Source organism: Clostridium sp. UBA2485 (assembly GCF_002341865.1).
Lineage (GTDB): Bacteria > Bacillota > Clostridia > Clostridiales > Clostridiaceae > Clostridium_J.
In genome coordinates, this window is sequence record NZ_DDOV01000056.1 from 15,183 (window position 1) to 37,320 (window position 22,138).

The following is a 22,138-nucleotide window of genomic DNA, read 5'->3' on the forward strand; positions in this document are numbered from 1 at the left end:
AAAGAAATTGGCTTTAATGTGTAAATGATTTAAAGTTTAAAATCAAGGTTTATTTTAAAGGAGAGATTTATATGAAAAGAATTATGATAAATGAATTATTAAATTATGAAAATCAAATTGTATCTATAAAGGGCTGGGTTCATAGAGTAAGGAAACTCAGCAAGATTGCATTTCTAGTAATAAGAGATAGGTCTGGTATGGTTCAGGTAATTATAGATAATGATGAACTTTTAAAAAACATTAAGTTAGAAGCAGTAGTTTCTATAGAGGGATTAGTGGTAAAAAGCAACAATAAGATTTCACCTATAGAGATACAAGTGAATAATGTTCAAATTATATCAGAGGTAAAGGAAGATTTACCTATAGAAGTAAATTTAGATAGAATTAATGGAAATTTAGATACCATATTAAATAATAGAGCCTTAAGTTTAAGGAATGTAGCGTTAAATACAATTTTTAAAATACAGGCATTATTGGCTCAAGGCTTCAGAGAGTATCTTATAAAAGAAGGATTTATTGAGGCTTTTACTCCTAAAATTGTAGCAGAAGGTGCAGAAGGAGGAACTGCAATTTTTGAGATTAAATATTTTGAAAAAAAAGCATATTTAGCTCAAAGTCCTCAGTTTTACAAACAAATGATGGTTGGGGCAGGTTATGAGAGAGTTTTTGAAGTAGGCAGTGTTTATAGAGCGGAAGAGCATAATACTAATAGACATTTAAATGAATATGTGAGTATGGACCTTGAAATGGGATTTATTGAAGATGAAAAAGAGATTATGAAATTAGAAACAGACCTTTTGAGATATATGCTAAATAAGTTAAAAATAGAAGGAGAAGAATATTTAAAAATATTAAATATAGAAGTACCTTTCATAGGAGAAGAAATACCTTCTTTAACACTTAGTGAAGCAATGGAGATATTAAAAAAGGAGTATAATAAGACTGACTTAGAAGGAGATTTAGACTCGGAAGGAGAAAAACTCATTTCACAATATGCTAGAGAAAAGTTAAATTCTGAATTTATATTTTTAACAGATTATCCTAAAGAAAAAAGACCTATGTATACTATGCCTAAAGGGGATAATTTGACTCATAGTTTTGATTTGCTGTTTAGAGGACTTGAAATAACTACAGGAGGTCAAAGAATTCATAATTACGAAATGCTTATAGAAAATATGATATCAAAAGGATTAAATCTAGAAAATTTTCATAATTATATGGAATTATTTAAATTTGGTATGCCTCCTCATGGTGGTTTAGCTATAGGTCTTGAAAGATTAACAGCTCAACTTATAGGACTTAAAAATGTAAGGGAAGCTTCTTTATTTCCAAGAGATAGAACTAGAATAACACCTTAATTTGTTAACTATAAATAAAAAAAAGCGTGATTTATGTCACGCTTTTTATTTCTCTTTTAATATGTCACGAATTTCAGTAAGTAATGCTTCTTCTTTGCTTATTTCAGTTACCGCTAGTTTTTCCTCTACTTCTTCTTTACGTTTAAATTTAGATATAAATTTTATAAATAGAAAAATTGAAAGAGAAATTATTAAAAAATCTATAACAGTTTGAATAAACATTCCATAGTTTAGTGTAAGTGCTGCTAAACCATCATTTTCAGGTCTAATTGTATATTTTAAAGATGTGAAGTTAACTCCGCCAAGTAATACCCCTATTATAGGCATTATTATATCATTTACTAAGGAAGTAACAATTTTACCAAAGGCACCACCGATAATAACTCCTATTGCTAAATCCATAACATTGCCCTTAAGTGCAAACTCTTTAAATTCTTTAATCATAGAATACCTCCTTTAATAAATATAACTATTATTATTATAGACAAATTTTATAAAAAAATATATAAGGGATTTTGAAATATAGTTAATCAGTATGATATTGTATTTTATATTATGCTTTAAAGATAAAATCATATAATAGTAGTATTGCCAAGGTGATATTACTCCTTATCTTAGATAAAATATTTATCTTATTTTTGATAAATGTTGTTAAAGATTAAAAACTAATCAAAAAAACCGCAACTTAGTTACGGTTTTTTAAGTTAGCTCTTCTAATAAGCTTTTCCCCAATATACTAGAGAAACTGCTTCTTTTCCACAGCATATACAAGTATTAGAAATAGATTCTTGTTTAAATGGTATACATCTAGCAGTTACTCCTGCCTCTTCTTTTAATTTATCTTCACAAGTTTTATCTCCACACCACATTGCTTTTATAAACCCAGGTTTATTTTCAGCAATATCTTTGAATTCTTCTAAAGTTAATGCAGTGAAGGTTTTTGATTCTCTATGATTCTTTGCTTTTTCAAGTAAGTCTAGCTGAATTGTATCAAGGAGTTTAGAAAGTTCCTTTTCAAGTTCATCAATAGAAACTACAAGTTTTTCTCTTGTATCTCTTCTAACTAGAACAACTTGATTATTTTCAATATCTTTAGGACCTATTTCAAGCCTTATAGGCACACCTTTCATTTCATATTCATTAAATTTCCATCCAGGCATTTTATCACTAGCGTCAAGTTTAACTCTAAAGCTATTAGAGATTCTTTTTTCAAGTTCTTTAGCTTTATCTAAAACTCCTTCTTTATGTTGAGCAATAGGAACTATAACTATTTGCTTTGGAGCTACTTTAGGTGGCAACACTAAACCGCTATCGTCTCCATGAACCATAATTAATGCACCTATTAACCTAGTAGTAGTTCCCCAAGAGGTTTCGTGTACATATTGTAGATTTCCATTTTTATCACTATATTTAATATCAAAAGCTTTAGCAAAATTATCCCCGAAATTATGAGATGTACCACTTTGAAGTGCTTTACCATCATGCATTAAACTTTCTATTGTATAGGTAGATTTTGCACCTGCAAATTTTTCCTTATCAGTTTTCTTTCCTTTTATAACAGGTATAGCAAGTACTTGCTCGCAAAAATCTGCATAAAGATTCAGTATATTTATTGTTTCTTCTTCAGCTTCTTCATAAGTAACATGTATTGTATGACCTTCTTGCCATAAAAATTCTGTAGTTCTTAAAAAAGGGCGTGTTGTTTTTTCCCATCTCACAACAGAACACCATTGATTATAAAGTTTAGGTAAATCATTGTACGATTGAACTATTTTAGCATAGTGTTCACAAAATAGAGTCTCTGAAGTAGGACGAACACAAAGTCTTTCAGTTAACTCCTCTGATCCACCGTGAGTTACCCAGGCAACTTCAGGTGCAAATCCCTCAACATGATCCTTCTCTTTTTGAAGCAAGCTTTCAGGTATAAACATAGGCATATATACATTTTCATGTCCTGTAGCTTTAAGTTTTTCATCTAAAATTTTTTGCATATTTTCCCATATGGCATATCCATATGGACGAATTATCATACATCCTTTAACACTAGAATAGTCAACAAGTTCTGCTTTTTTAACTATATCTGTATACCATTTTGCAAAGTCTTCATTCATTGAGGTTATGGCTTCAACGAATTTTTTATTTTTAGACATAATTTATAACCATCCTTTACTAATTATTTTCGTACATAGACTTTAGTTTGAAATTTTGTTAAAATTGACATTCAGCTTGTATTATTACTAATAATACAATTATCCATATACCTAAACTATTTTTGAAACCAATGTATATGTAGAATAATTGATTTTTATTATTAAGTGATTTTATATTTTAAAAAATAAATTAATTCTAAAATTCTTAGCTATTACTGAGAAATATCCCAAATTGTTCATCGTCAATAATTTTATACTAATGTGAATGCCAATAATTCAATACCACAATTATATGAACATATAAATTAAATTTGAAATCAGTACATTTATATCTTTAGCAGTATAGAATATTTTATTATTTCAAATATTCGTAAAATATCTATGATGCTATGTTAAAATAACATAGTATAGTTGTCAATACTTATACAATTGAGAATTGACGATTGACAATGGACAATTACGGATACTTCTCTTTTATAAGAGAAGTTTTGAACTTATCCCTTTTAAAAGTGACACAGTCACTTTTATTGAAAAACCTTTTAAAGAAATTAATTTGTAAAAATTAATTTCCACTATAATTGTGAATTTTGCATTGTGAATTGTGAATTGAAATACTCAAGGTTGTAGCTATATTCAGCTATACATTAATTTTAAAAGTAGTATATCTATATTATCTGTTATAATTAAAATAGATAAGGGAAGAGGGGGGATTTTATATGAGTAAAAGACCAAAAATTAGAATTACTTTAGTAGATAAAAAGGGGAAATGTGGATGTCATCATGGACATAAAATAGGAGATAGTTTTGATTTTGATAGTGATAGAGGTAAACTTTGTCCTATGGCTATGCATGTAGCTTTTCCTTATGTAGACATATTAAGATATGGTGGAACTATTCCAGGAAGTAAAGATAATGGTGAAGTATTAATTTGTTGTCCTGATGTAGATGTAATTAATGTATTTAAAATTGAAAAAATAGATAATTAATTTATTAATACTATCTTTATATAATCAGTGTGCAATATAAAGAAATGTAGTAATATTACGTTATATTCAATAGAGAAGTATTTTTTATTTCCTTAAGGCGTCTTCAAAAAGATAATAGACCATTATAGTAGCCTATTTTCCATCATACTGCGTTGTCAGAACCCGCCCATAGCGTCACTATGAGCAGAACCTAACACCTTGTCTGATAAAAAATATACTAACATCTTTGGTCATTATTTTCTTTCAGATGCCTAAAACATGAGAAAGGTAGAATTATATGAAGAAAAAGAGAAAGTTTCCCATAATAACTTTTATCCTCTCATTGTGCTTATTATCTGTAGCTTCCTACAATTATATAAATGTTAGTGCTGAAGAAAGTGCAATTAAAGACCAAATACACAGTATAAAGTCTTCAGGACAAATTAGCGAAGGATTTTTAACTAAAATAGAAAAAGAAGAAATAGAAGAACAAAAGCAGAAGGAAGAGGAAAAAAAGAGGAAAGAGGAAGAGAAAAAAAAGAAGGAACAAGAAAAAGCTAAGGAAAAGGCTGAAAAAGAAGCTAAAATAAAGGCTGAAAAAGAGGCTAAAATGAAAGCAGAAAGAGAAAAAGAATTGGCAGCTATAAAGGCAAAGCAAGAAAAAGAGCTTAAAGGAAATGAAAAAAAATTACCTGAAAAAATAATACTTGATATAGAGCCTATAAATCAGTTGCCAGAGCTTAAAAATGGATGTGAAGTTACGTCTTTAACTATGCTTTTGCAATATAAGGGAGTCAAAATAGATAAGATGACCTTAGCTAATAAAGTCAAAAAGGATACTACCAGTATAGAGTATGATGGCTATGGGAAAATAGTCAAATGGGGAGATCCAGATGAAGGATTTGTAGGAGATATTACTGGAAAATATTCGCCAGGATATTCCGTTAATCCTAAACCTTTAATGCCACTTATGCAACAATATATAATGCCTAAAGCAGTGGACTTAACTAAAAGCGATTATAGTGAGTTGGAAGTATACCTAAGTATGAAAAGGCCTGTTATAGCGTGGATTACTAATGACTTCTCTATGCCTTCAAAGGATGCTTCTTGGAAAAAAGGAGACAAAGTTATAGAAGTTCATTTTAATCAGCATGCAGTTCTTTTAACTGGATATGATAAGGATTATGTTTATTATAATGATCCATTAAAAGAAAGTAAAAACTCTAAAATTGATAAAGAAACCTTTAAAAAGGTTTGGATTAGTATGGGAAGTAAGGCCCTTAGTTATACAAACTAATTAAGGCATCTTCAAAAAATAATAGACCAGCATATTAGTTTATTATTTTCTTGCAGATGCCTTAATAAAATGAAAATCTTGAGATTTATTGAATTGTAATTACTTTTCAGGCGCGTCTTTTTAACAGGTCTGAAACTAGAGATTAGTTCATATAAAAATTTCAAGGTTTTTCTTTTGATACAAATAAAATTAGAAATTATTCAATTTTAAATAAAAAATTAAGGATGTTAATTTTGATAAATTTATTATTAGTGAGGCTAAAACATAATAAAAAGGTAATTATATGGGAAAAGTAAAAAAATAATTATAAATTTAATAGTTAGAGGTAGAAGGAGAAAACTATGGAATTTTCTTTAGTAAAGGTTGAAGTGTTTATACCTAAGGAATATATAAATAAATTAAGATATAAATTAAATGAAATAGGGGCATTAACTATAGGAGGAAATTATGATAATTGTATGAGTTATTCTATGGTTGTAGGATCATGGAGACCACTAGAAGGTGCTAATCCTTTTAATGGTGAGGTAGGAGAAATTTGTGAGGCAGAAGAAGCAAAGGTTGAATTTTGCTGCAAAAGGGAATTAATAAAAGAAGTTGTAGAAGTAATAAAAAAAGTACATCCTTATGAAGTACCTGTGATAAATGTACTTCCTATAATAAATGGAATGCTTATATATGAAACTTTGGATTAATTACCAATTGAAAAAAGCATGATTTTTCATCATGCTTTTTTCTTTAAGGTCTAACAGAGTAGCATTCATACTTGAATAAATATTTTCATGGGGAATTTATTTAGTATGCGTTTTGAATTAATTCTATAATCTCCTTAACTAATGGAAGTCTTGGATTTGCAGTTGTACATTGATCTTCAAAGGCTTCATCAGCAAGGTTATAGATAACTGAATCTAAATGGTCTTTTGTAACACCACATTCTGATAGTGTAGAAGATACATTAAGCTCATTCATTAAATCTTTTATAGCATTGACTAAGCTTTCAATACCTTCCTCTTTAGTAGAACATGGAAGACCTAAGTGTTTAGCGATTTGTCTATATTTTTCTGGTGCCATATAGTATTCATATTTAGGGAAAGATACTAACTTACTTGGATTACTTCCATTGTATTTAATAACATGAGGAAGCATTATAGCGTTAGCTCTTCCATGTGGTATATGGAACTCAGAACCTAATTTATGAGCTATACTATGGTTAACACCTAAGAAGGCATTAGTAAATGCCATCCCTGCTATGCAAGAAGCATTGTGCATCTTTTCTCTAGCTAGTGCATTAGAACCATCTTTATAAGCCAGTGGTAGATATTCAAATACCAACTCTATAGCTTTAAGTGCTAATCCATCTGTATAATCTGAAGCCATAACGGAAACATATGCTTCTATAGCATGAGTTAATACATCCATTCCAGTGTCAGCAGTAACTGAAGGTGGAACGGTCATAACTAGTTCTGGATCAATTATAGCGATGTCAGGAGTTAGCTCGTAATCCGCTAATGGATACTTAACTCCATTTGTTTTATCTGTAATAACTGCAAAAGCAGTAACTTCAGAACCAGTTCCAGATGTGGTTGGAATAGCTACCATTTTAGCTTTTCTACCTAATTTAGGAAACTTAAAAGCCCTCTTTCTTATATCCATAAATCTAAGCTTTAATCCATCAAATTCGATGTTTGGATTTTCATAGAATAACCACATTCCCTTAGCGGCATCCATTGCAGAACCTCCTCCAAGGGCTATGATAACATCAGGTTCAAAGCTTCTCATTTGATCTGTACCTTTCATCACTGTTTCTGTAGACGGATCTGGTTCAACATCTAAGAATACATTAATGTCCATATTAGCTTTCTTTAGGTGATACATTACTTTTGAAACATATCCTAATTTATCCATAAATTTATCTGCAACGATAAATGCTTTCTTTCCTTCTAATTTCTCCAAGTATTGTAATGAGCCTGGTTCAAAATAAATTCTTTCAGGCACTCTAAACCACAGCATATTAACTCTCCTTTTTGCTACCTTTTTAATATTTATAAGGTTTTGTGCACTAACATTTTGAGTAGTTGAATTTCTACCCATAGTACCACAGCCTAAAGTTAATGAAGGCATATTTGTATTATAAATATCACCTATAGCTCCCTGGGAAGATGGAGAGTTTACAATGATTCTTCCAACCTTGACTCTTTTTGAGAATTCCTCTATAACTTTTTCATTTGATGTATGAATTACAGCAGAGTGACCTAGTCCACCAAACTCTATCATTTCTTCACATTTTTTAATTCCTTCCTCAGTACTATCTACAATATACATTGATAGTATTGGGCTTAATTTTTCTCTTGAAAGTGGGTATTTTGGTCCTATTCCTTCCAGTGGAGTTATTAATATTTTGGTATCTTGTGGAATATCAATTGATATCATTTTAGCAATCTTTGTTGCTGCTTGCCCAACTATCTCGGCATTCATAGAACAAGATTTTGGGTTAATTGCTAGTTTTTCCAATTTATCCATTTCATCTTTGTTAAGTATATGACAATTGTATTCTTTTAAAAGTTGAATAACTTCTTCGGAAATATCTCTATCAATTATAACTGCTTGCTCAGAAGCGCAAATTGTACCATTATCAAACGACTTACTCATAACTAAGTCGTTAACTGCTCTTTTTAAATTTGCTGTTTTTTCAATATAACATGGAACGTTTCCAGCCCCAACGCCTAAAGCAGGTTTACCAGTAGAATAAGCTGATTTAACCATTCCAGGTCCGCCTGTTGCTAAAATCATATCAACGCCAGAATGATTCATTAATAGCTGAGAAGCTTCAATTGATGGTGTTTCAATCCATTGAATACAGTTTTCAGGTGCACCAGCTTCTATTGCTGCATCTCTAACTATCCTTGCTGCTTCAACACTACATTGTTGAGCTCTAGGATGGAAACTAAAAATTATAGGATTTCTAGTTTTTATAGAAATAAGAGATTTGAAAATTGTTGTTGATGTAGGGTTTGTAGTAGGGGTAACACCTGCTATAACACCTATAGGTTCAGCAACATCCATACAATCTTCTTCATCATTATCCTTTATAATTCCGACAGTTTTCATCTTTTTTATGCTATGATATACATATTCAGATGCAAAAATGTTTTTAGTTATTTTATCTTCATATATGCCCATTCCAGTTTCATCAACAGCCATTTTAGCTAATTTTCTATGATCTGCAAGAGCGGCTAAGGTCATTTTTTTTACTATATTATCTATTTGTTCTTGGTTGAGATTTAAAAATTCATTATAAGCTTTTCTAGCCCTATTTACTAATAAGTCTATAGATTCTTGTGTATTAGGAGTTTTAACTTCTAAATTCTTTTCTTCAGTAACATTTAAGTTTTCCGCTTGACTCATGTAAACTACCCCCAAAATAGATTGTTATTTTTTTAACTAATTATATTGTAACATATGGGAAGAAAAAAGCAATATATTTTGTTAAAATAATATCAATATATTTTCGACAAATGTATGAAAAGTAAATTTAAGTAAATACAATAGAGATTAAAAAATGTTAGAGATTTATATAATTTTTAGTATAATTATTATTGAGGTGATGAAAATGATAACAATAATATCTCCGGCAAAGTCATTAAATTTTAATTCAACTTTAACGTTGGAGAAATCTACAGAGCCTAGGTTCTTAATTCAATGCAATGAGCTTATAGATGAGCTAAAAACAATGAATTCTTATGAGATTATGAAGTTAATGAAAGTGAGCAAAAATATTGCTCACTTAAATATAGACAGATTTAATAAGTTCAAAGAGAGTAATGAGGTTAAACAAGCAATATTCGCTTACAATGGACAAGTTTATAAATCTATGAATCCTGTAGATTTCTCAGAAGAAGAAATAGAGTTTGCGCAGAATCATTTAAGAATTATATCTGGTCTTTACGGAATACTTAGGCCTTTAGATTTAATAAAAGAATATAGACTAGAAATGAGCACAAAGTTAAAAAATTCTTATGGAGAGAATTTGTATAAATTTTGGGGTGAAAAAATAACATCTGTATTGGCGGAAGAAATTAAAGATCATAGTGAAAAAACTATTATTAATCTTGCTTCAGAAGAATATTCAAAGAGTATTGATTTGAAAAAATTGAGTGAAGAATACAAAATTTTAAATATAGTTTTTAAAGAAAATAAAAATGGTGAATATAAGGTAATAGGAATGAAAGCCAAAGCTGCCAGGGGACTTATGGTCTCTTATATTATCAAAAATCATATCAATAAAGTTGAAGAAATAAAAAAATTTGATACAGATGGATATAGTTTTAATAGTAAATTAAGTAATAAAGATACATGGGTATTTACAAGATAGAAATTATATAGAGTTAACAATAAAAGATCTAAAGTCACGTTGAGCATAAAAATAATACAATGTTAAGCTTTATTATTTAAAGCCATAAATTATGTATTTTGATTAAGAAAGAAATAAGGAGCGAATTTTATATGAGATATGAAGGTACTGTTTATAGACCACCAAGTGAGGCATATAGCTTGATAATTCAAGCTACTATAGGATGTTCTCATAATAAATGTAATTTTTGTAGTATGTATAAAGAAAAGAATTTTAGAATAAGACCAGTAGAGGAAGTAATTGAAGATTTACATATGGCAAGAAATTTATATAAGAAAGTAGAAAAAATCTTTCTTGCAGATGGAGACGTACTTATTATTCCTATGGAAAAACTTAGGGTTATATTGAAAGCTATAAGAGAAATCTTTCCGGAGTGCGAAAGAGTTGGGGTTTATGGCTCGCCGAAATCCATACTTATTAAATCTATAGAAGATTTAAAGGAATTAAGAGATTTAGGAATAGGAATAGTTTATTTAGGTATTGAAAGCGGCAGTGACAAAATATTAAAGGAAGTAGATAAAGGTGTAACATCACAAGAAATCATAGTAGCGGGGAAAAAAGTTAAGGAGTGTGGAATTAAACTTTCAGTAACACTAATATCTGGATTAGGTGGAAGAGAAAATATAGAGGAACATGGGTTAGAATCCGCACTGGTTATAAGTCAAATAAATCCTGACTATTTAGGGTTTTTAACACTGATGATAGAATCAGATACAAAGCTATATGATAAAGTACAAAGTGGAGAGTTTAAGTTATTAAATCCACAGGAAGTTATGGAAGAAATGAAAATTTTTATTGAAAATGTAAATGTAGAAAATACTGTATTTAGAAGTAATCATGCTTCTAATTATGTAAGTTTGAAGGGAACATTACCTTTAGATAAAGAGAAAATATTAAATACTATAAATAATGCATTAAATGATAGTAATAGTTATAAAAGTGAATTTTTAAGAGGATTATAGAAAATATTAATTGTCAAAGAAATTTTATAAATTATTCTCCTATTTTAAAGTATTAAAAGTATAAAACTGTAAAAGCTAAATGCATATTATATTTTGAAATGGAGGATTAATAATGGAAACAGGTGTAGTAAAGTGGTTTGACAATAAAAAAGGATATGGGTTTATATCAGGTAGTGAAGGAAAAGATGTTTTTGTACATCACTCTCAAGTAAAAGAGAAAAGCCATGATAAAGACCTGCATGAAGGTGAATCAGTGATGTTTGATACTATAGAAAAAGAAAAAGGTCTACAAGCTATAAACGTTCAAAAAATGGAATAAAAAAATAAATTAACGAAGATATTTATAGATTGATTATAAGACAAATAAAGATAGGGCTAATAGTTTTAATTATTAGCTCTTATTTTAGTTAACTTTTTTATATTTAAATTGCTAGTGAAAATGATAGAATAATTTTAGAAGCTTTATTATGATATGAAAGTAGGGGTTTATATGGATATAAAAAGTAAAAAAGAAATAAGAAAAGAAATTTTACAAAAGAGAGATTTAATAAGTGAAGAAGAGAAAAAACTTATAGATGAAAAAATATTTAATAGACTTGTAAATAGTGATGAATATAAAAAAGCGAAGAGTATTTTTGCTTTTGTAAGCTTTAAAAGTGAAGTGAACACACATAAGTTTATTGAGTATGCTCTTTCACAAGGTAAAACTATTGGAGTACCTAAAATAAGAAAAAAAGAAGAGGGGATGGAAGTTTTTAAAATTCACTCACTTTCTGATTTAGAAAGCGGATATTTTGGGGTAATGGAGCCTATTGAAAGTTGCGAAAAAATAAATAAAGATAATATAGATTTTATATTAATGCCTGGAGCTGTTTTTGATGAAAAAGGTGGAAGGATTGGATATGGTGGAGGCTTTTATGATAAATTCTTAAGTGATGTAAAAGATTCCGTTCCAAAGATAGCTATTGCTTATGAATTACAAATTATAGACAGTGTACCTATGGAAGATTATGATATTAAGATTGACGGTATAATTACAGAGAAAAGGGTAATTAAATTTTAACAAAAGGAGAATTACATGGACGTTTTAATAGGAATAGTTGTTTCTGCAATTTTATTTTTATTTGCAGTTATAACTGGCATAGATATAATTTATTCATTAATATTAGTCTTATTAATTTTTATTTTTATTACCTTAAGAAGAGGCTTCACTTTAAAAGAAACTTTAAAAATGATTTTTAATTCTAGTAAAAAATCACTTATAGTGCTAGAGGTATTTATTCTAATAGGGGCATTGATATCTGCTTGGATGGCAGCAGGAACAGTACCTGCTATTGTTTACTATGGAATTAATTTAATTGATCCTAATCTATTTATTTTATCAGCTTTTATACTAAGTGCAGTAGTATCAATACTTATAGGAACTTCTTTTGGTACGGTAGGTACTATAGGTATATCTATGATGCTTATGGCACGAGCTGGTGGAGGAAATGAACTTATGGTAGGTGGTGCCATAATAGCGGGAGTTTATTTTGGAGATAGATGCTCTCCTATGTCTTCAAGTGCAAACCTTGTGGCATCTATAACTGATACAGATTTATATACAAATATAAAAAACATGCTAAAGACGTCTATACTACCTTTAGTATTATCAATAATTTTTTATTTAGTATTATTCCTTAGCTATCCATTGAATTATACTGAATCAAATGTACTAAATAATATAACGAAGTATTTTAATGTGAATCTAATAGTACTACTACCAGCAGTAGCAATACTTGTACTGTGTGTGTTGAAAGTTAAAGTTAAAACTTCAATGTTCATAAGTATGTTGATAGCATCATTTATAGCGGTGATTTATCAAAGTATTTCTGTAAAAGAAATTATTAAATATTTAGTTATAGGATTTAGTCTTCCACAGGATAATCCTCTTGCTGGAATTATAAAGGGGGGAGGACTTATTTCTATGGTGAAATCAAGTGCCATGGTTATGATATCATCAGGATTAGCAGGGCTATTTGAAGGGGCTAAAATGTTTGATTATATTGAAAAGCTTATGAAAAAAGCCGATAGTCGTCCTAAGATATTTTTATATACTATTGTTTCTAGCGTATGTGCTTCAGCTTTTGGATGTACACAGGTTTTAGCGGTAATGATGACTCATTTACTTATGAAAAATTGTTATAGAGATAGAAGTATAGATAATTATTCTCTTGCAGCAGATTTAGAAAATACTGCTATAGTAATAGCACCATTGATTCCATGGAATATAGCGGCAATGGTACCACTTAAAAATTTAGAATTGAGTTCTAAATCTTTGATATTCGCAATTTATTTGTATTTAATACCTTTAGGTAATTTAGTCACATTGTATTTTAAACATAAACTAGAATTAAAAAGCACTAATGAGTTAAATGTATAAGCTTTAAACTAAGTTTATTAAAATTATTTTATTAACAGAACAATTTACATCACTTATTTTCTTAGGAAAGAAATATAGCTAATAGGAAATAAAATACTAAAACCTTTCTTAGAGAATTCACTATGTATAGAAGTTACAGGAAATATTTAAAGAATACTTAGTAATTTTTCATTTGTTCTAAGTAAAATTAATAATAAATTTTTAGATCTACATAATTTTTCAAGGTTAGTTATAATTGCATATATTTTTGAAATAAACCACTTCTATTAAATTATATTTTAAATAGTAAGTGGTTTTTTATATAAATTCAAGTTTTTTTCTTATAAAAACTCATAAATTTTAAAGTAAAATTATTAAAAGAATTTTATGAAGTTATAAATTTATAAAACTTTAAGTATATATAGTTTATAAACGTACTCATTTATGAATAAAAGAGGAGGTATTGGTATTGATAAAAAGTAAAAGATTTAAATCTTTAATAGCTACAATTTTAACAATTGCTATGATAGGAGTATTTACAGGATGTAATAACAATAATTCTGGTTCATCAAAGAAAGACTCTTTAGTTGTAGCAACAGCCTATGATGCCAAATCATTAGACCCCTATGCAGTAAATGACGTAGCATCTGCTAATGTTATGATGCAAATTTACCAAACTCTTATAAAAGAAGGTGACGACGGAAAGCTAGAACCACTATTAGCAGAGTCTTTTGAACAGGTAGATGAGACTATTTTTAAATTCAAACTTAAAAAAGGTGTAAAATTTCATAATGGTGAAGAAATGAAGGCTTCTGATGTAAAATTCAGTTTTACAAAAGCAGCCCAATCAGCTCCTATAGCTCATATTATGGGCGATATTGATATAGATAGTTTTGTAATTGATGATGATTACACCATAAGTTTTAAAATTAAAAATCCTTCATCAGCTTTTTTAGCAGGCTTGGTGCACTCAGGAGCAGCTATATTAAGTGAGAAAGCATATACAGAAGCAGGAGAAAACTATGGAATGAGTCCAATTGGTACAGGACCATTCAAATTTGTAAGTTGGGCTAAAGGTGATAACGTAGTGCTTGAAAGATTTGATGATTTTTACGGTGAAAAGCCAGCATTAAAAAATATCACTATAAAAGTTATACCTGAACCAACAAATAGGACTATAGAGCTTGAGAGTGGAGGAGTAGACATAGCTTATGAAATTTCAGCAAATGACTTAAAAAGAATTGAAGAGAATGAAAATCTAAAGCTTGTAAGGGGATTTGATTATTCAGTTCAATATTTAGGAATTAACACGCAAAAAGCACCATTTAACAACGAAAAAGTACGTCAAGCTATAACTCATGCAATAGATGTAGAATCAGTTGTTGAGAGTGCATACAGAGGAATAGGTAAAGTTGCTAAAGGGCCTATGTCTCCAACTATAAAATATTATAATGATGGTCTTCAGCCTTTAGAATATAATGTTGAAAAAGCTAAAAAATTATTAGCAGAAGCTGGATATCCTGATGGGTTTAAAGCAGAAATCTGGACAAATGAGAAAAAAGAAAGAGTGGATATGGCTACAATAATTCAGGAACAGTTAAAGCAAGTTGGAATTGAAATTGATGTTAAAGTTTTTGAATGGGGAGCTTACTTAAGTGGTTTAGATAATGCTCAGCATGATATGTATTTCTTAGGATGGACAGCAGAAACTACAGACCCTCATACAGCTCTTTATGCGCTATATCATTCATCTGCAAAAGGTGCTGGTGGAAATAGATCCTTCTTTGAAGATAGTAAAGTTGATGAATTATTAAGTAAAGGTGCAACAATGTTAGATTCTCCAGAAAGAGAGGCGGCATATAAAGAAGTCCAAAAAATTTTAGTTGAAAAAGCACCAGCGGTATTTATGGAAAATGGAGAACAAGTTGTTGGAACAACAAAACAGGTTACTGGATTTAAAACAAGTCCAGTAGGATATCACGTTCTATATAATGTGAAATTTGAGTAAAATAAATTAGAAATAGTTAGGAGTATAAAAAATATTCAATTATATCTTTGATAATTTTATTAATAAGATTAAGTCTGGCATTTAACAGCCAGCAAAATTTATAAATAGACTATGTTTAAAAAACTTAGAATTAAGAATTTAAATGAAGAATTGTGGAGAGTTCTTGTTTAGATTAAGAGGTTGATAACTGACTTTCTCCATAATTCTTCATTATTTATTAATTCTATAAATAATAAGGGAGGAGAATTTAATTGCTAAAATATATAGTTAGAAGAATTGCTTTACTTATCCCTGTTATATTAGGAGTAACCTTTATAGTCTTTACGTTAATGTATATAACTCCTGGTGATCCAGCAAAAATTATTTTAGGGGAAATGGCCACAGAAGAGGCAGTTTTACAGTTAAGAGAAGAAATGAAATTAGATGATCCATTTTTAGTGCAGTATGGAAGGTATATGAAAAATTTAATTTTTCATCAAGATATAGGAAGATCTTACGTAACTAAAAGACCAGTATTACAAGAAATAAAGGCTGTATTTCCAGCTACTTTTAAATTAGCGTCACTATCAATAGTTGTAGGTGTAGTTGTAGGTATACCTATTGGAATATTATCTTGTATAAAACAATATTCTCTTTTTGATACTATTGCAATGATAGGAGCACTTATTGGAATATCTATGCCTGTGTTTTGGTTGGGACTTTTATTAATACTATTATTTTCTGTAAAGCTAGGATGGCTTCCAGCTTCGGGATTTAGTAGCTTTAAACATATGATACTTCCATCTTTAGCTTTAGGTGCTCAATCAGTAGCAGTAATTACTCGTATGACAAGATCTAGTATGCTTGAAGTAATAAGGCAGGATTATATAAGAACAGCAAGAGCTAAAGGTCAAAAGGAAGGAAAGGTTATTTTAAGACATGCTTTAAAAAACGCACTTATTCCAATTATAACTGTAATAGGATTACAATTTGGTGGATTATTAGGTGGAGCGTTGTTAACAGAATCAATTTTCTCTATACCTGGCGTTGGAAGATTAATGGTTGAGTCAATAAAGATGAGAGATTTTCCGGTTGTTCAAGGAGGAGTTTTATTTATTGCTATAACTTTTAGTATTGTAAATTTATGTGTTGATTTGTTATATGCATATGCAGATCCGAGAATAAAATCACAATATAGTTAGGGGGAGGAATTATGGCAGAAGTTAACATACCTAAGAAGAAGAAAAGTAATATAGCTGAAATTTGGGGAAGATTAAAGAAAAATAAATTGGCTTTAGTAGGTTTAGTCATAATTATAATATTAGTTTTAGTAGCTATATTTGCTGATTTTATTGCATCCTATGATTATGCGAAACAAAATTTAAAATTAGCGCTTAAAGGACCAAGTCTTGAACACTGGTTTGGTACTGATGAATTTGGTAGAGATATATTTAGTCGTATTATATATGGTTCTAGGGTATCTTTGAAAGTTGGATTTATAGCTGTCAGTATAGCTATAGTAATAGGCGGATTTCTAGGAGCTATATCTGGATATTATGGAGGGAAAATAGATAATGTCATAATGCGTTTTATGGATATATTGCTTGCAATCCCAGGAATATTATTATCTATTTCTATAGTAGCAGCACTAGGACCAGGACTTATAAAACTAATGATTGCGGTAGGTATTTCATCTGTTCCACAATATGCAAGAATAGTAAGAGCTTCAGTTCTATCTGTTAAAGATCATGAATTTATTGAGGCAGCTAAGGCAATGGGAGCTAGTGACTTTAGAATAATTGCTACACATATATTACCTAATTGTTTGGCACCAATAATTGTTCAAGCTACTTTAGGAGTGGCCATAGCAATTTTAACTGTAGCGGGACTTAGTTTTATTGGACTTGGAATACAACCTCCAACTCCGGAATGGGGAGCAATGTTATCAGGAGGAAGAAGTTATATAAGAGATTATTCCTATATGACTATTTTCCCAGGATTGGCAATTGTTTTAATTATATTTGCACTGAATGTATTAGGTGATGGTCTGCGTGATGCATTAGATCCTAAATTAAAAAATTAAATTAGGATTAAGGAGAAATATGGTATGAAAAAAGATGAGATTTTATTAGATATAAAAGATCTAAGTGTAGAATATAATACTGAAAATGGAGCAGTTAATGCAGTAAAAAATTTAGATTTACAGTTAGATTATGGAGAAACATTAGGGTTTGTAGGGGAAACTGGTGCAGGTAAAACTACCACTGCATTAGCAATTATGAGATTGATTAGTAGTCCACCAGGAAAAATAATGAGCGGAGAAATTTATTTTGAAGGAGAGAATTTATTAAAAAAATCAGAAAAGGATATGAGAAATATAAGAGGTAGTAAAATTGCCATGATATTTCAAGATCCTATGACTTCTTTAAATCCTGTTATAACTATAGGTGAACAAATAGCTGAAATGATAGAACTTCATGAGAATATAAATAAAAAAGAGGCCTTAAAAAAGGCAGAAAAAATGCTTGACATAGTAGGAATTAGAAAAGAAAGGATTAATGATTACCCTCATCAATTTAGTGGTGGTATGAAGCAAAGAGTAGTTATAGCTATAGCATTGGCTTGTAATCCTAGTCTTTTAATTGCTGATGAACCAACAACAGCTTTAGATGTGACAATTCAAGCACAGGTTTTAGAGCTTATGAAAGATTTAAAAGAAAAATATAAAACTTCAATGATTATGATTACTCATGATTTAGGAATTGTTGCTGAAATATGTGATAAGGTAGCTATCATGTATGCAGGAAACGTAGTTGAATATTCTGATAAAAGAAGTTTATATTTAGACCCATTACACCCATATACAAAAGGGTTATTTAGTTCTATTCCGGATTTAAATGCGGATCAAGAAGAATTAGAAACAATAGATGGATTAACTCCAGATCCTACTAATTTACCATCTGGATGTTCTTTTCATCCAAGATGTAGGAAGGCTATGAAAAAATGTTCTAGGGAAGTTCCTCTAAAATATCAAGTTGATTCAGGACATTTTGTAAGATGTTTCTTATATGAGAAATAATATAAGGGGGCTTGTATATGGGAGAGATATTACTAGAGGTTAAAAATTTAAAGAAGTATTTTGATACTAAAAAAGGTAAACTACATGCAATTGATGATATTAATTTTTATATAAATAAAGGTGAAACTTTAGGATTAGTTGGAGAATCTGGATGTGGTAAGTCCACTACTGGAAGAGCAATATTAAGATTACATGAACCTACAGCAGGAGAGGTTATATATAGAGGAGAGAATATAGTAAGTTATAATTCAAAAAAGATGAAAGATATGCGAAGAAAGCTTCAAATAGTTTTTCAAGATCCATATTCATCTTTAAACCCTAGAATGTCTGTATTCAAGCTTATTTCAGAGCCACTATATGTAAATAAGGCTTATAAAACTAAAGGTGAAATAGGGAAACGAGTAAAAGAAGTTATGGAAGTTGTGGGACTAGAAAAAAGATTAGAAAATTCTTATCCTCATGAACTGGATGGTGGGAGAAGACAGAGAATAGGGATTGCTAGAGCTTTAGCTTTAAATCCTGAGTTTATAGTTATGGATGAGCCTGTTTCAGCACTAGATGTTTGTATTCAAGCTCAAATTTTAAATTTAATGAATACTCTTCAAAAGGAATTTAACTTAACCTATTTATTTATATCACATAATTTAAGTGTAGTTAAACATGTTAGTGATAGAATTGCCGTAATGTATTTAGGAAAAATAGTTGAGCTTTCAGATTATAAGACATTATTTGAAAGTCCTAAGCATCCATATACTCAGGCATTATTATCTGCAATACCTATTCCTAAAGTAGACATACAAAGAGAAAGAATTTTATTAGAAGGTGATGTGCCTAGTCCTATAGATCCCAGTGATGGTTGTAGATTTTATGGAAGATGTATTTATAAAAAAGATCTATGTAATAAAGCTACACCAGAATTTAAAAAATGCAGCAATGGAAGCTATGTAGCTTGTCATTTTGTAGATTAAATCCTCTAAAATAACTAGTTAGAAGTGAGATGAATATTTTCTGTTATGCAGATTAGCAAGTTTTGCTTATAGTAGTATAATAGAATATTTTATTGATGAAACATTACAGAAAACAGGTTTTAGCACATTGACTAGTTATTTTTAAAGATGTATAAAATATAAATTAATTAATTCTGTATAGGGGGATAAAGATGAAAAAACCCTTGATAGGTATAGTTGGAAATATTATTACTAGTTATGATGATAATATAGGAGAAATAGAAAAGTTCTCTATTAGTTTGGATTATATAAAAGCAGTAGAGAGGGCAGGAGGAATACCTATAATATTGCCTATTGCGGAAGAAGAAGAAACAATAAAACTTCAATTATTAAATTGTGATGGAATAATACTTGGTGGAGGATATGATATTCACCCTAAATTTTATAAAGATGAACCACATAAAGAAATAGGATTTATGAGAGAGGATATTGATGAATATCAATTTAAGCTATTAAAAATATTTTTAGAAGAAGATAAACCTATATTAGGTATTTGTAAGGGATGCCAACTTTTAAATGTATTTTTAAATGGAGATCTATATCAAGATTTAAGCGAACATCCAAAGGGAACATTGATGCATATCCAAAAATCAAGAAGGTATGAGCAGTGCCATAATATAAAAGTAAAGGAAAATAGTAAATTGTTTAATTTATTTGGAGAAAATATTATGGTAAATAGTTTTCATCATCAATGTTTAAAAAATATAGGTGAAGGGTTAGAAGTGACAGCTTTATCAAAGGATGGAATTGTAGAAGCAATAGAATTAAAAGATAAAAAATTTGTTATTGGAGTTCAATGGCATCCAGAAATGATGTTATCAAAGAGTGAGATTATGTTAAATCTTTTCAAAGAACTAATTAACAATTGTATTTAATTTCAAGTGTTGTATTATAGGTAAAGTTAAGAGCAACCAATATTAATAAAAAAGCTATTATCANNTGATAATAGCTTTTTTATTAATGTACATAACTATAATTAATTAGCTATTAAAAAACTAGAGTCGTTGAGAAAAAATTCAAAATAGTAAGAAAAAACGAAAAATTATTACATTTTTTGATGAGAATTAGTTGAATATACTTGTACTAAAAGTATTTTTTTGTTTAAATTAATTTATAGACAATTATTATAAAGGTTTTAATTTGTAAGCTTTTGAAAAATTATATTAATAAAATTATTACAATTTATATCTTAAAATTAATATATCTACACAGGTGTAGGGGGAGATTAAATGAATTATGATTTAATTACTGAGCTATTAAAGACAGAAGTTATACCGGCTTTAGGCTGTACTGAGCCCATAGCTATAGCAATGGCTACGGCTAAGGGCACAAGTTATCTAAATGGAGCACCAGAACGTATAGAACTATATTTAAGTACAAATATAGTTAAGAATGCCATGTCAGTAGGTATACCGGGAACGGGAAGTAGTGGAATACATATAGCAGCAGCATTAGGGGCTATAGCAGGAAATGCAGATTTAAATCTTGAAGTTTTAAGAGATGCTACTATAAAAGATGTAGAAGATGCTAAGAAAATGGTTAATGATCAAAATGTAAGTGTACATTTATCTGATAGGCATGAAAAGCTATACATAGAGGCTATATGTATAAAAGGAGAAGAACAGGCTAAAGTAGTGATAAAAGATAAGCATACAAATATTATATTAATTGAGGTAAATGGAAAAGTGGTGTTTACAGTAGATGAAAGTGAGCAGACTACTTCAGCTAATACTTCTAATGTGGAACTTTCGGTAGAAAAAATTTATAATTATATAACAAATGTTAATGCTGATGATATTAAATTTTTACTTGATGGTGCTGAGATGAATAGGAAAGTTGCAGAAGAAGGACTAAAAAATGACTATGGCATGAATGTTGGAAAGACTTTAATGAAAAGTATTAAAGAAGGACTAATTGGAGACGATATTATGTCCTATACAATGGCGGTAACAGCTTGTGGAGCTGATGCAAGAATGTCAGGATGTATATTACCAGTTATGAGTAGTGCAGGTAGTGGAAATCAAGGACTAACTGCAATACTACCTATAGTAGCTATAAATGAAAAATTAAAATGTAGTGAAGATATATTGGTAAGAGCATTAGCAATGAGTCATTTAATTACTTATTATATTAAGAGTCATTTAGGGAGACTTTCAGCACTTTGTGGATGTGGTGTTGGAGCAGCAATAGGGGCAAGTTCAGCAATGACTTACATGATGGGTGGGAAATTAGACAATGTGAGTTATACTATTAAAAATATGATTGGTGATGTTTCAGGAATGATTTGCGATGGAGCTAAGCCAGGATGTGCATTAAAGTTATCAACAGCAGTTGGGGCAGCGGTTAAATCTGCTATACTTTCAACAAGAGGAGTTGAAATATCTGAAAAAGATGGAATAGTAAGCAAAGAAGCAGATAAATCAATTAGAAATCTTGCAAGTATAGCAAATAAAGGTATGTGTGATTGTGATAATGTAATTTTAGATATAATGATTTGTAAATAGATATAAAATTAAAAGCCGTA

19 protein-coding genes are annotated in these 22,138 nt (G+C 29.6%); 16 read left to right on the forward strand and 3 right to left on the reverse strand.

Features of this window, described 5'->3' with window-relative positions:
• The first annotated feature begins 71 nt into the window (after window positions 1-71).
• The gene (gene aspS / locus B3603_RS11850; RefSeq protein ID WP_291565020.1) at window positions 72-1,358 is read left to right on the forward strand and encodes an aspartate--tRNA(Asn) ligase; all 1,287 of its coding nucleotides are present in this window, start codon (window positions 72-74) and stop codon (window positions 1,356-1,358) included.
• 45 nt (window positions 1,359-1,403) lie between these two features.
• On the opposite strand, the gene mscL is transcribed toward aspS, so the two are convergent.
• Both mscL and proS read right to left on the reverse strand, forming a co-directional pair.
• Entirely contained in the window at window positions 1,404-1,802 is a 399-nt protein-coding gene (gene mscL, locus B3603_RS11855; protein WP_291565023.1) for a large-conductance mechanosensitive channel protein MscL, read from the reverse strand.
• A gap of 269 nt (window positions 1,803-2,071) precedes the next feature.
• Complete coding sequence (gene proS, locus B3603_RS11860; RefSeq protein ID WP_291565025.1) at window positions 2,072-3,508, reverse strand: proline--tRNA ligase; 1,437 nt, start codon at window positions 3,506-3,508, stop codon at window positions 2,072-2,074.
• Between the two features lie 716 nt (window positions 3,509-4,224).
• Here proS and B3603_RS11865 point away from each other — a divergent pair.
• From B3603_RS11865 to cutA, 3 genes are all read left to right on the forward strand, one after another.
• The gene (locus B3603_RS11865) at window positions 4,225-4,494 is read left to right on the forward strand and encodes a TIGR04076 family protein (RefSeq protein ID WP_291565026.1); all 270 of its coding nucleotides are present in this window, start codon (window positions 4,225-4,227) and stop codon (window positions 4,492-4,494) included.
• 277 nt (window positions 4,495-4,771) lie between these two features.
• A complete protein-coding gene (locus tag B3603_RS11870; protein WP_291565029.1) occupies window positions 4,772-5,770 on the forward strand; it encodes a C39 family peptidase in 999 nt (332 codons plus the stop codon).
• Between the two features lie 341 nt (window positions 5,771-6,111).
• Window positions 6,112-6,462, forward strand: coding sequence for a divalent cation tolerance protein CutA (gene cutA / locus B3603_RS11875; RefSeq protein ID WP_291565032.1), 351 nt, complete (start codon window positions 6,112-6,114; stop codon window positions 6,460-6,462).
• 100 nt (window positions 6,463-6,562) lie between these two features.
• Here the strand turns inward: cutA and adhE are convergent, their stop codons facing one another.
• Complete coding sequence (adhE, locus tag B3603_RS11880; protein WP_291565035.1) at window positions 6,563-9,172, reverse strand: bifunctional acetaldehyde-CoA/alcohol dehydrogenase; 2,610 nt, start codon at window positions 9,170-9,172, stop codon at window positions 6,563-6,565.
• 205 nt (window positions 9,173-9,377) lie between these two features.
• On the opposite strand from adhE, the gene yaaA reads away from it, so the two are divergent.
• From yaaA to B3603_RS11940, 12 genes are all read left to right on the forward strand, one after another.
• Window positions 9,378-10,139 carry a peroxide stress protein YaaA gene (yaaA, locus tag B3603_RS11885; protein ID WP_291565038.1) on the forward strand — a complete coding sequence of 254 codons (762 nt, stop codon included), beginning with the start codon at window positions 9,378-9,380 and terminating at the stop codon, window positions 10,137-10,139.
• A 131-nt stretch (window positions 10,140-10,270) separates the two neighbouring features.
• Window positions 10,271-11,140, forward strand: coding sequence for a radical SAM protein (locus B3603_RS11890; protein WP_291565041.1), 870 nt, complete (start codon window positions 10,271-10,273; stop codon window positions 11,138-11,140).
• A gap of 112 nt (window positions 11,141-11,252) precedes the next feature.
• Window positions 11,253-11,459 carry a cold-shock protein gene (locus tag B3603_RS11895; RefSeq protein WP_291565044.1) on the forward strand — a complete coding sequence of 69 codons (207 nt, stop codon included), beginning with the start codon at window positions 11,253-11,255 and terminating at the stop codon, window positions 11,457-11,459.
• A 171-nt stretch (window positions 11,460-11,630) separates the two neighbouring features.
• Window positions 11,631-12,203, forward strand: a complete 573-nt coding sequence (locus B3603_RS11900) for a 5-formyltetrahydrofolate cyclo-ligase (RefSeq protein ID WP_291565047.1) — start codon at window positions 11,631-11,633, stop codon at window positions 12,201-12,203.
• A gap of 15 nt (window positions 12,204-12,218) precedes the next feature.
• Complete coding sequence (locus B3603_RS11905; RefSeq protein ID WP_291565049.1) at window positions 12,219-13,562, forward strand: Na+/H+ antiporter NhaC family protein; 1,344 nt, start codon at window positions 12,219-12,221, stop codon at window positions 13,560-13,562.
• Window positions 13,563-14,010: 448 nt separating this feature from the next.
• Window positions 14,011-15,549, forward strand: a complete 1,539-nt coding sequence (locus tag B3603_RS11910; RefSeq protein WP_291565053.1) for an ABC transporter substrate-binding protein — start codon at window positions 14,011-14,013, stop codon at window positions 15,547-15,549.
• A gap of 251 nt (window positions 15,550-15,800) precedes the next feature.
• Window positions 15,801-16,730 carry a nickel ABC transporter permease gene (gene nikB, locus B3603_RS11915; protein WP_291565056.1) on the forward strand — a complete coding sequence of 310 codons (930 nt, stop codon included), beginning with the start codon at window positions 15,801-15,803 and terminating at the stop codon, window positions 16,728-16,730.
• A gap of 11 nt (window positions 16,731-16,741) precedes the next feature.
• On the forward strand, window positions 16,742-17,611 hold the full coding sequence (locus B3603_RS11920) for an ABC transporter permease (protein ID WP_291565059.1): 870 nt from the start codon (window positions 16,742-16,744) through the stop codon (window positions 17,609-17,611).
• Between the two features lie 24 nt (window positions 17,612-17,635).
• Entirely contained in the window at window positions 17,636-18,607 is a 972-nt protein-coding gene (locus B3603_RS11925; RefSeq protein ID WP_291565061.1) for an ABC transporter ATP-binding protein, read from the forward strand.
• A gap of 17 nt (window positions 18,608-18,624) precedes the next feature.
• Window positions 18,625-19,575, forward strand: coding sequence for an ABC transporter ATP-binding protein (locus B3603_RS11930; RefSeq protein ID WP_291565064.1), 951 nt, complete (start codon window positions 18,625-18,627; stop codon window positions 19,573-19,575).
• A 191-nt stretch (window positions 19,576-19,766) separates the two neighbouring features.
• Window positions 19,767-20,489, forward strand: a complete 723-nt coding sequence (locus B3603_RS11935) for a gamma-glutamyl-gamma-aminobutyrate hydrolase family protein (protein ID WP_291565067.1) — start codon at window positions 19,767-19,769, stop codon at window positions 20,487-20,489.
• A 354-nt stretch (window positions 20,490-20,843) separates the two neighbouring features.
• Complete coding sequence (locus B3603_RS11940) at window positions 20,844-22,118, forward strand: serine dehydratase subunit alpha family protein (protein ID WP_291565070.1); 1,275 nt, start codon at window positions 20,844-20,846, stop codon at window positions 22,116-22,118.
• Window positions 22,119-22,138 lie beyond the last annotated feature (20 nt).

Excerpts from the sequence above, each read along its gene's own strand:
- aspS (WP_291565020.1), top strand. The coding sequence starts at position 72 with ATGAAAAGAATTATGATAAATGAATTATTAAATTATGAAAATCAAATT.
- mscL (WP_291565023.1), bottom strand. The coding sequence starts at position 1,802 with ATGATTAAAGAATTTAAAGAGTTTGCACTTAAGGGCAATGTTATGGAT.
- proS (WP_291565025.1), bottom strand. The coding sequence starts at position 3,508 with ATGTCTAAAAATAAAAAATTCGTTGAAGCCATAACCTCAATGAATGAA.
- B3603_RS11865 (WP_291565026.1), top strand. The coding sequence starts at position 4,225 with ATGAGTAAAAGACCAAAAATTAGAATTACTTTAGTAGATAAAAAGGGG.
- B3603_RS11870 (WP_291565029.1), top strand. The coding sequence starts at position 4,772 with ATGAAGAAAAAGAGAAAGTTTCCCATAATAACTTTTATCCTCTCATTG.
- cutA (WP_291565032.1), top strand. The coding sequence starts at position 6,112 with ATGGAATTTTCTTTAGTAAAGGTTGAAGTGTTTATACCTAAGGAATAT.
- adhE (WP_291565035.1), bottom strand. The coding sequence starts at position 9,172 with ATGAGTCAAGCGGAAAACTTAAATGTTACTGAAGAAAAGAATTTAGAA.
- yaaA (WP_291565038.1), top strand. The coding sequence starts at position 9,378 with ATGATAACAATAATATCTCCGGCAAAGTCATTAAATTTTAATTCAACT.
- B3603_RS11890 (WP_291565041.1), top strand. The coding sequence starts at position 10,271 with ATGAGATATGAAGGTACTGTTTATAGACCACCAAGTGAGGCATATAGC.
- B3603_RS11895 (WP_291565044.1), top strand. The coding sequence starts at position 11,253 with ATGGAAACAGGTGTAGTAAAGTGGTTTGACAATAAAAAAGGATATGGG.
- B3603_RS11900 (WP_291565047.1), top strand. The coding sequence starts at position 11,631 with ATGGATATAAAAAGTAAAAAAGAAATAAGAAAAGAAATTTTACAAAAG.
- B3603_RS11905 (WP_291565049.1), top strand. The coding sequence starts at position 12,219 with ATGGACGTTTTAATAGGAATAGTTGTTTCTGCAATTTTATTTTTATTT.
- B3603_RS11920 (WP_291565059.1), top strand. The coding sequence starts at position 16,742 with ATGGCAGAAGTTAACATACCTAAGAAGAAGAAAAGTAATATAGCTGAA.
- B3603_RS11925 (WP_291565061.1), top strand. The coding sequence starts at position 17,636 with ATGAAAAAAGATGAGATTTTATTAGATATAAAAGATCTAAGTGTAGAA.
- B3603_RS11930 (WP_291565064.1), top strand. The coding sequence starts at position 18,625 with ATGGGAGAGATATTACTAGAGGTTAAAAATTTAAAGAAGTATTTTGAT.
- B3603_RS11935 (WP_291565067.1), top strand. The coding sequence starts at position 19,767 with ATGAAAAAACCCTTGATAGGTATAGTTGGAAATATTATTACTAGTTAT.
- B3603_RS11940 (WP_291565070.1), top strand. The coding sequence starts at position 20,844 with ATGAATTATGATTTAATTACTGAGCTATTAAAGACAGAAGTTATACCG.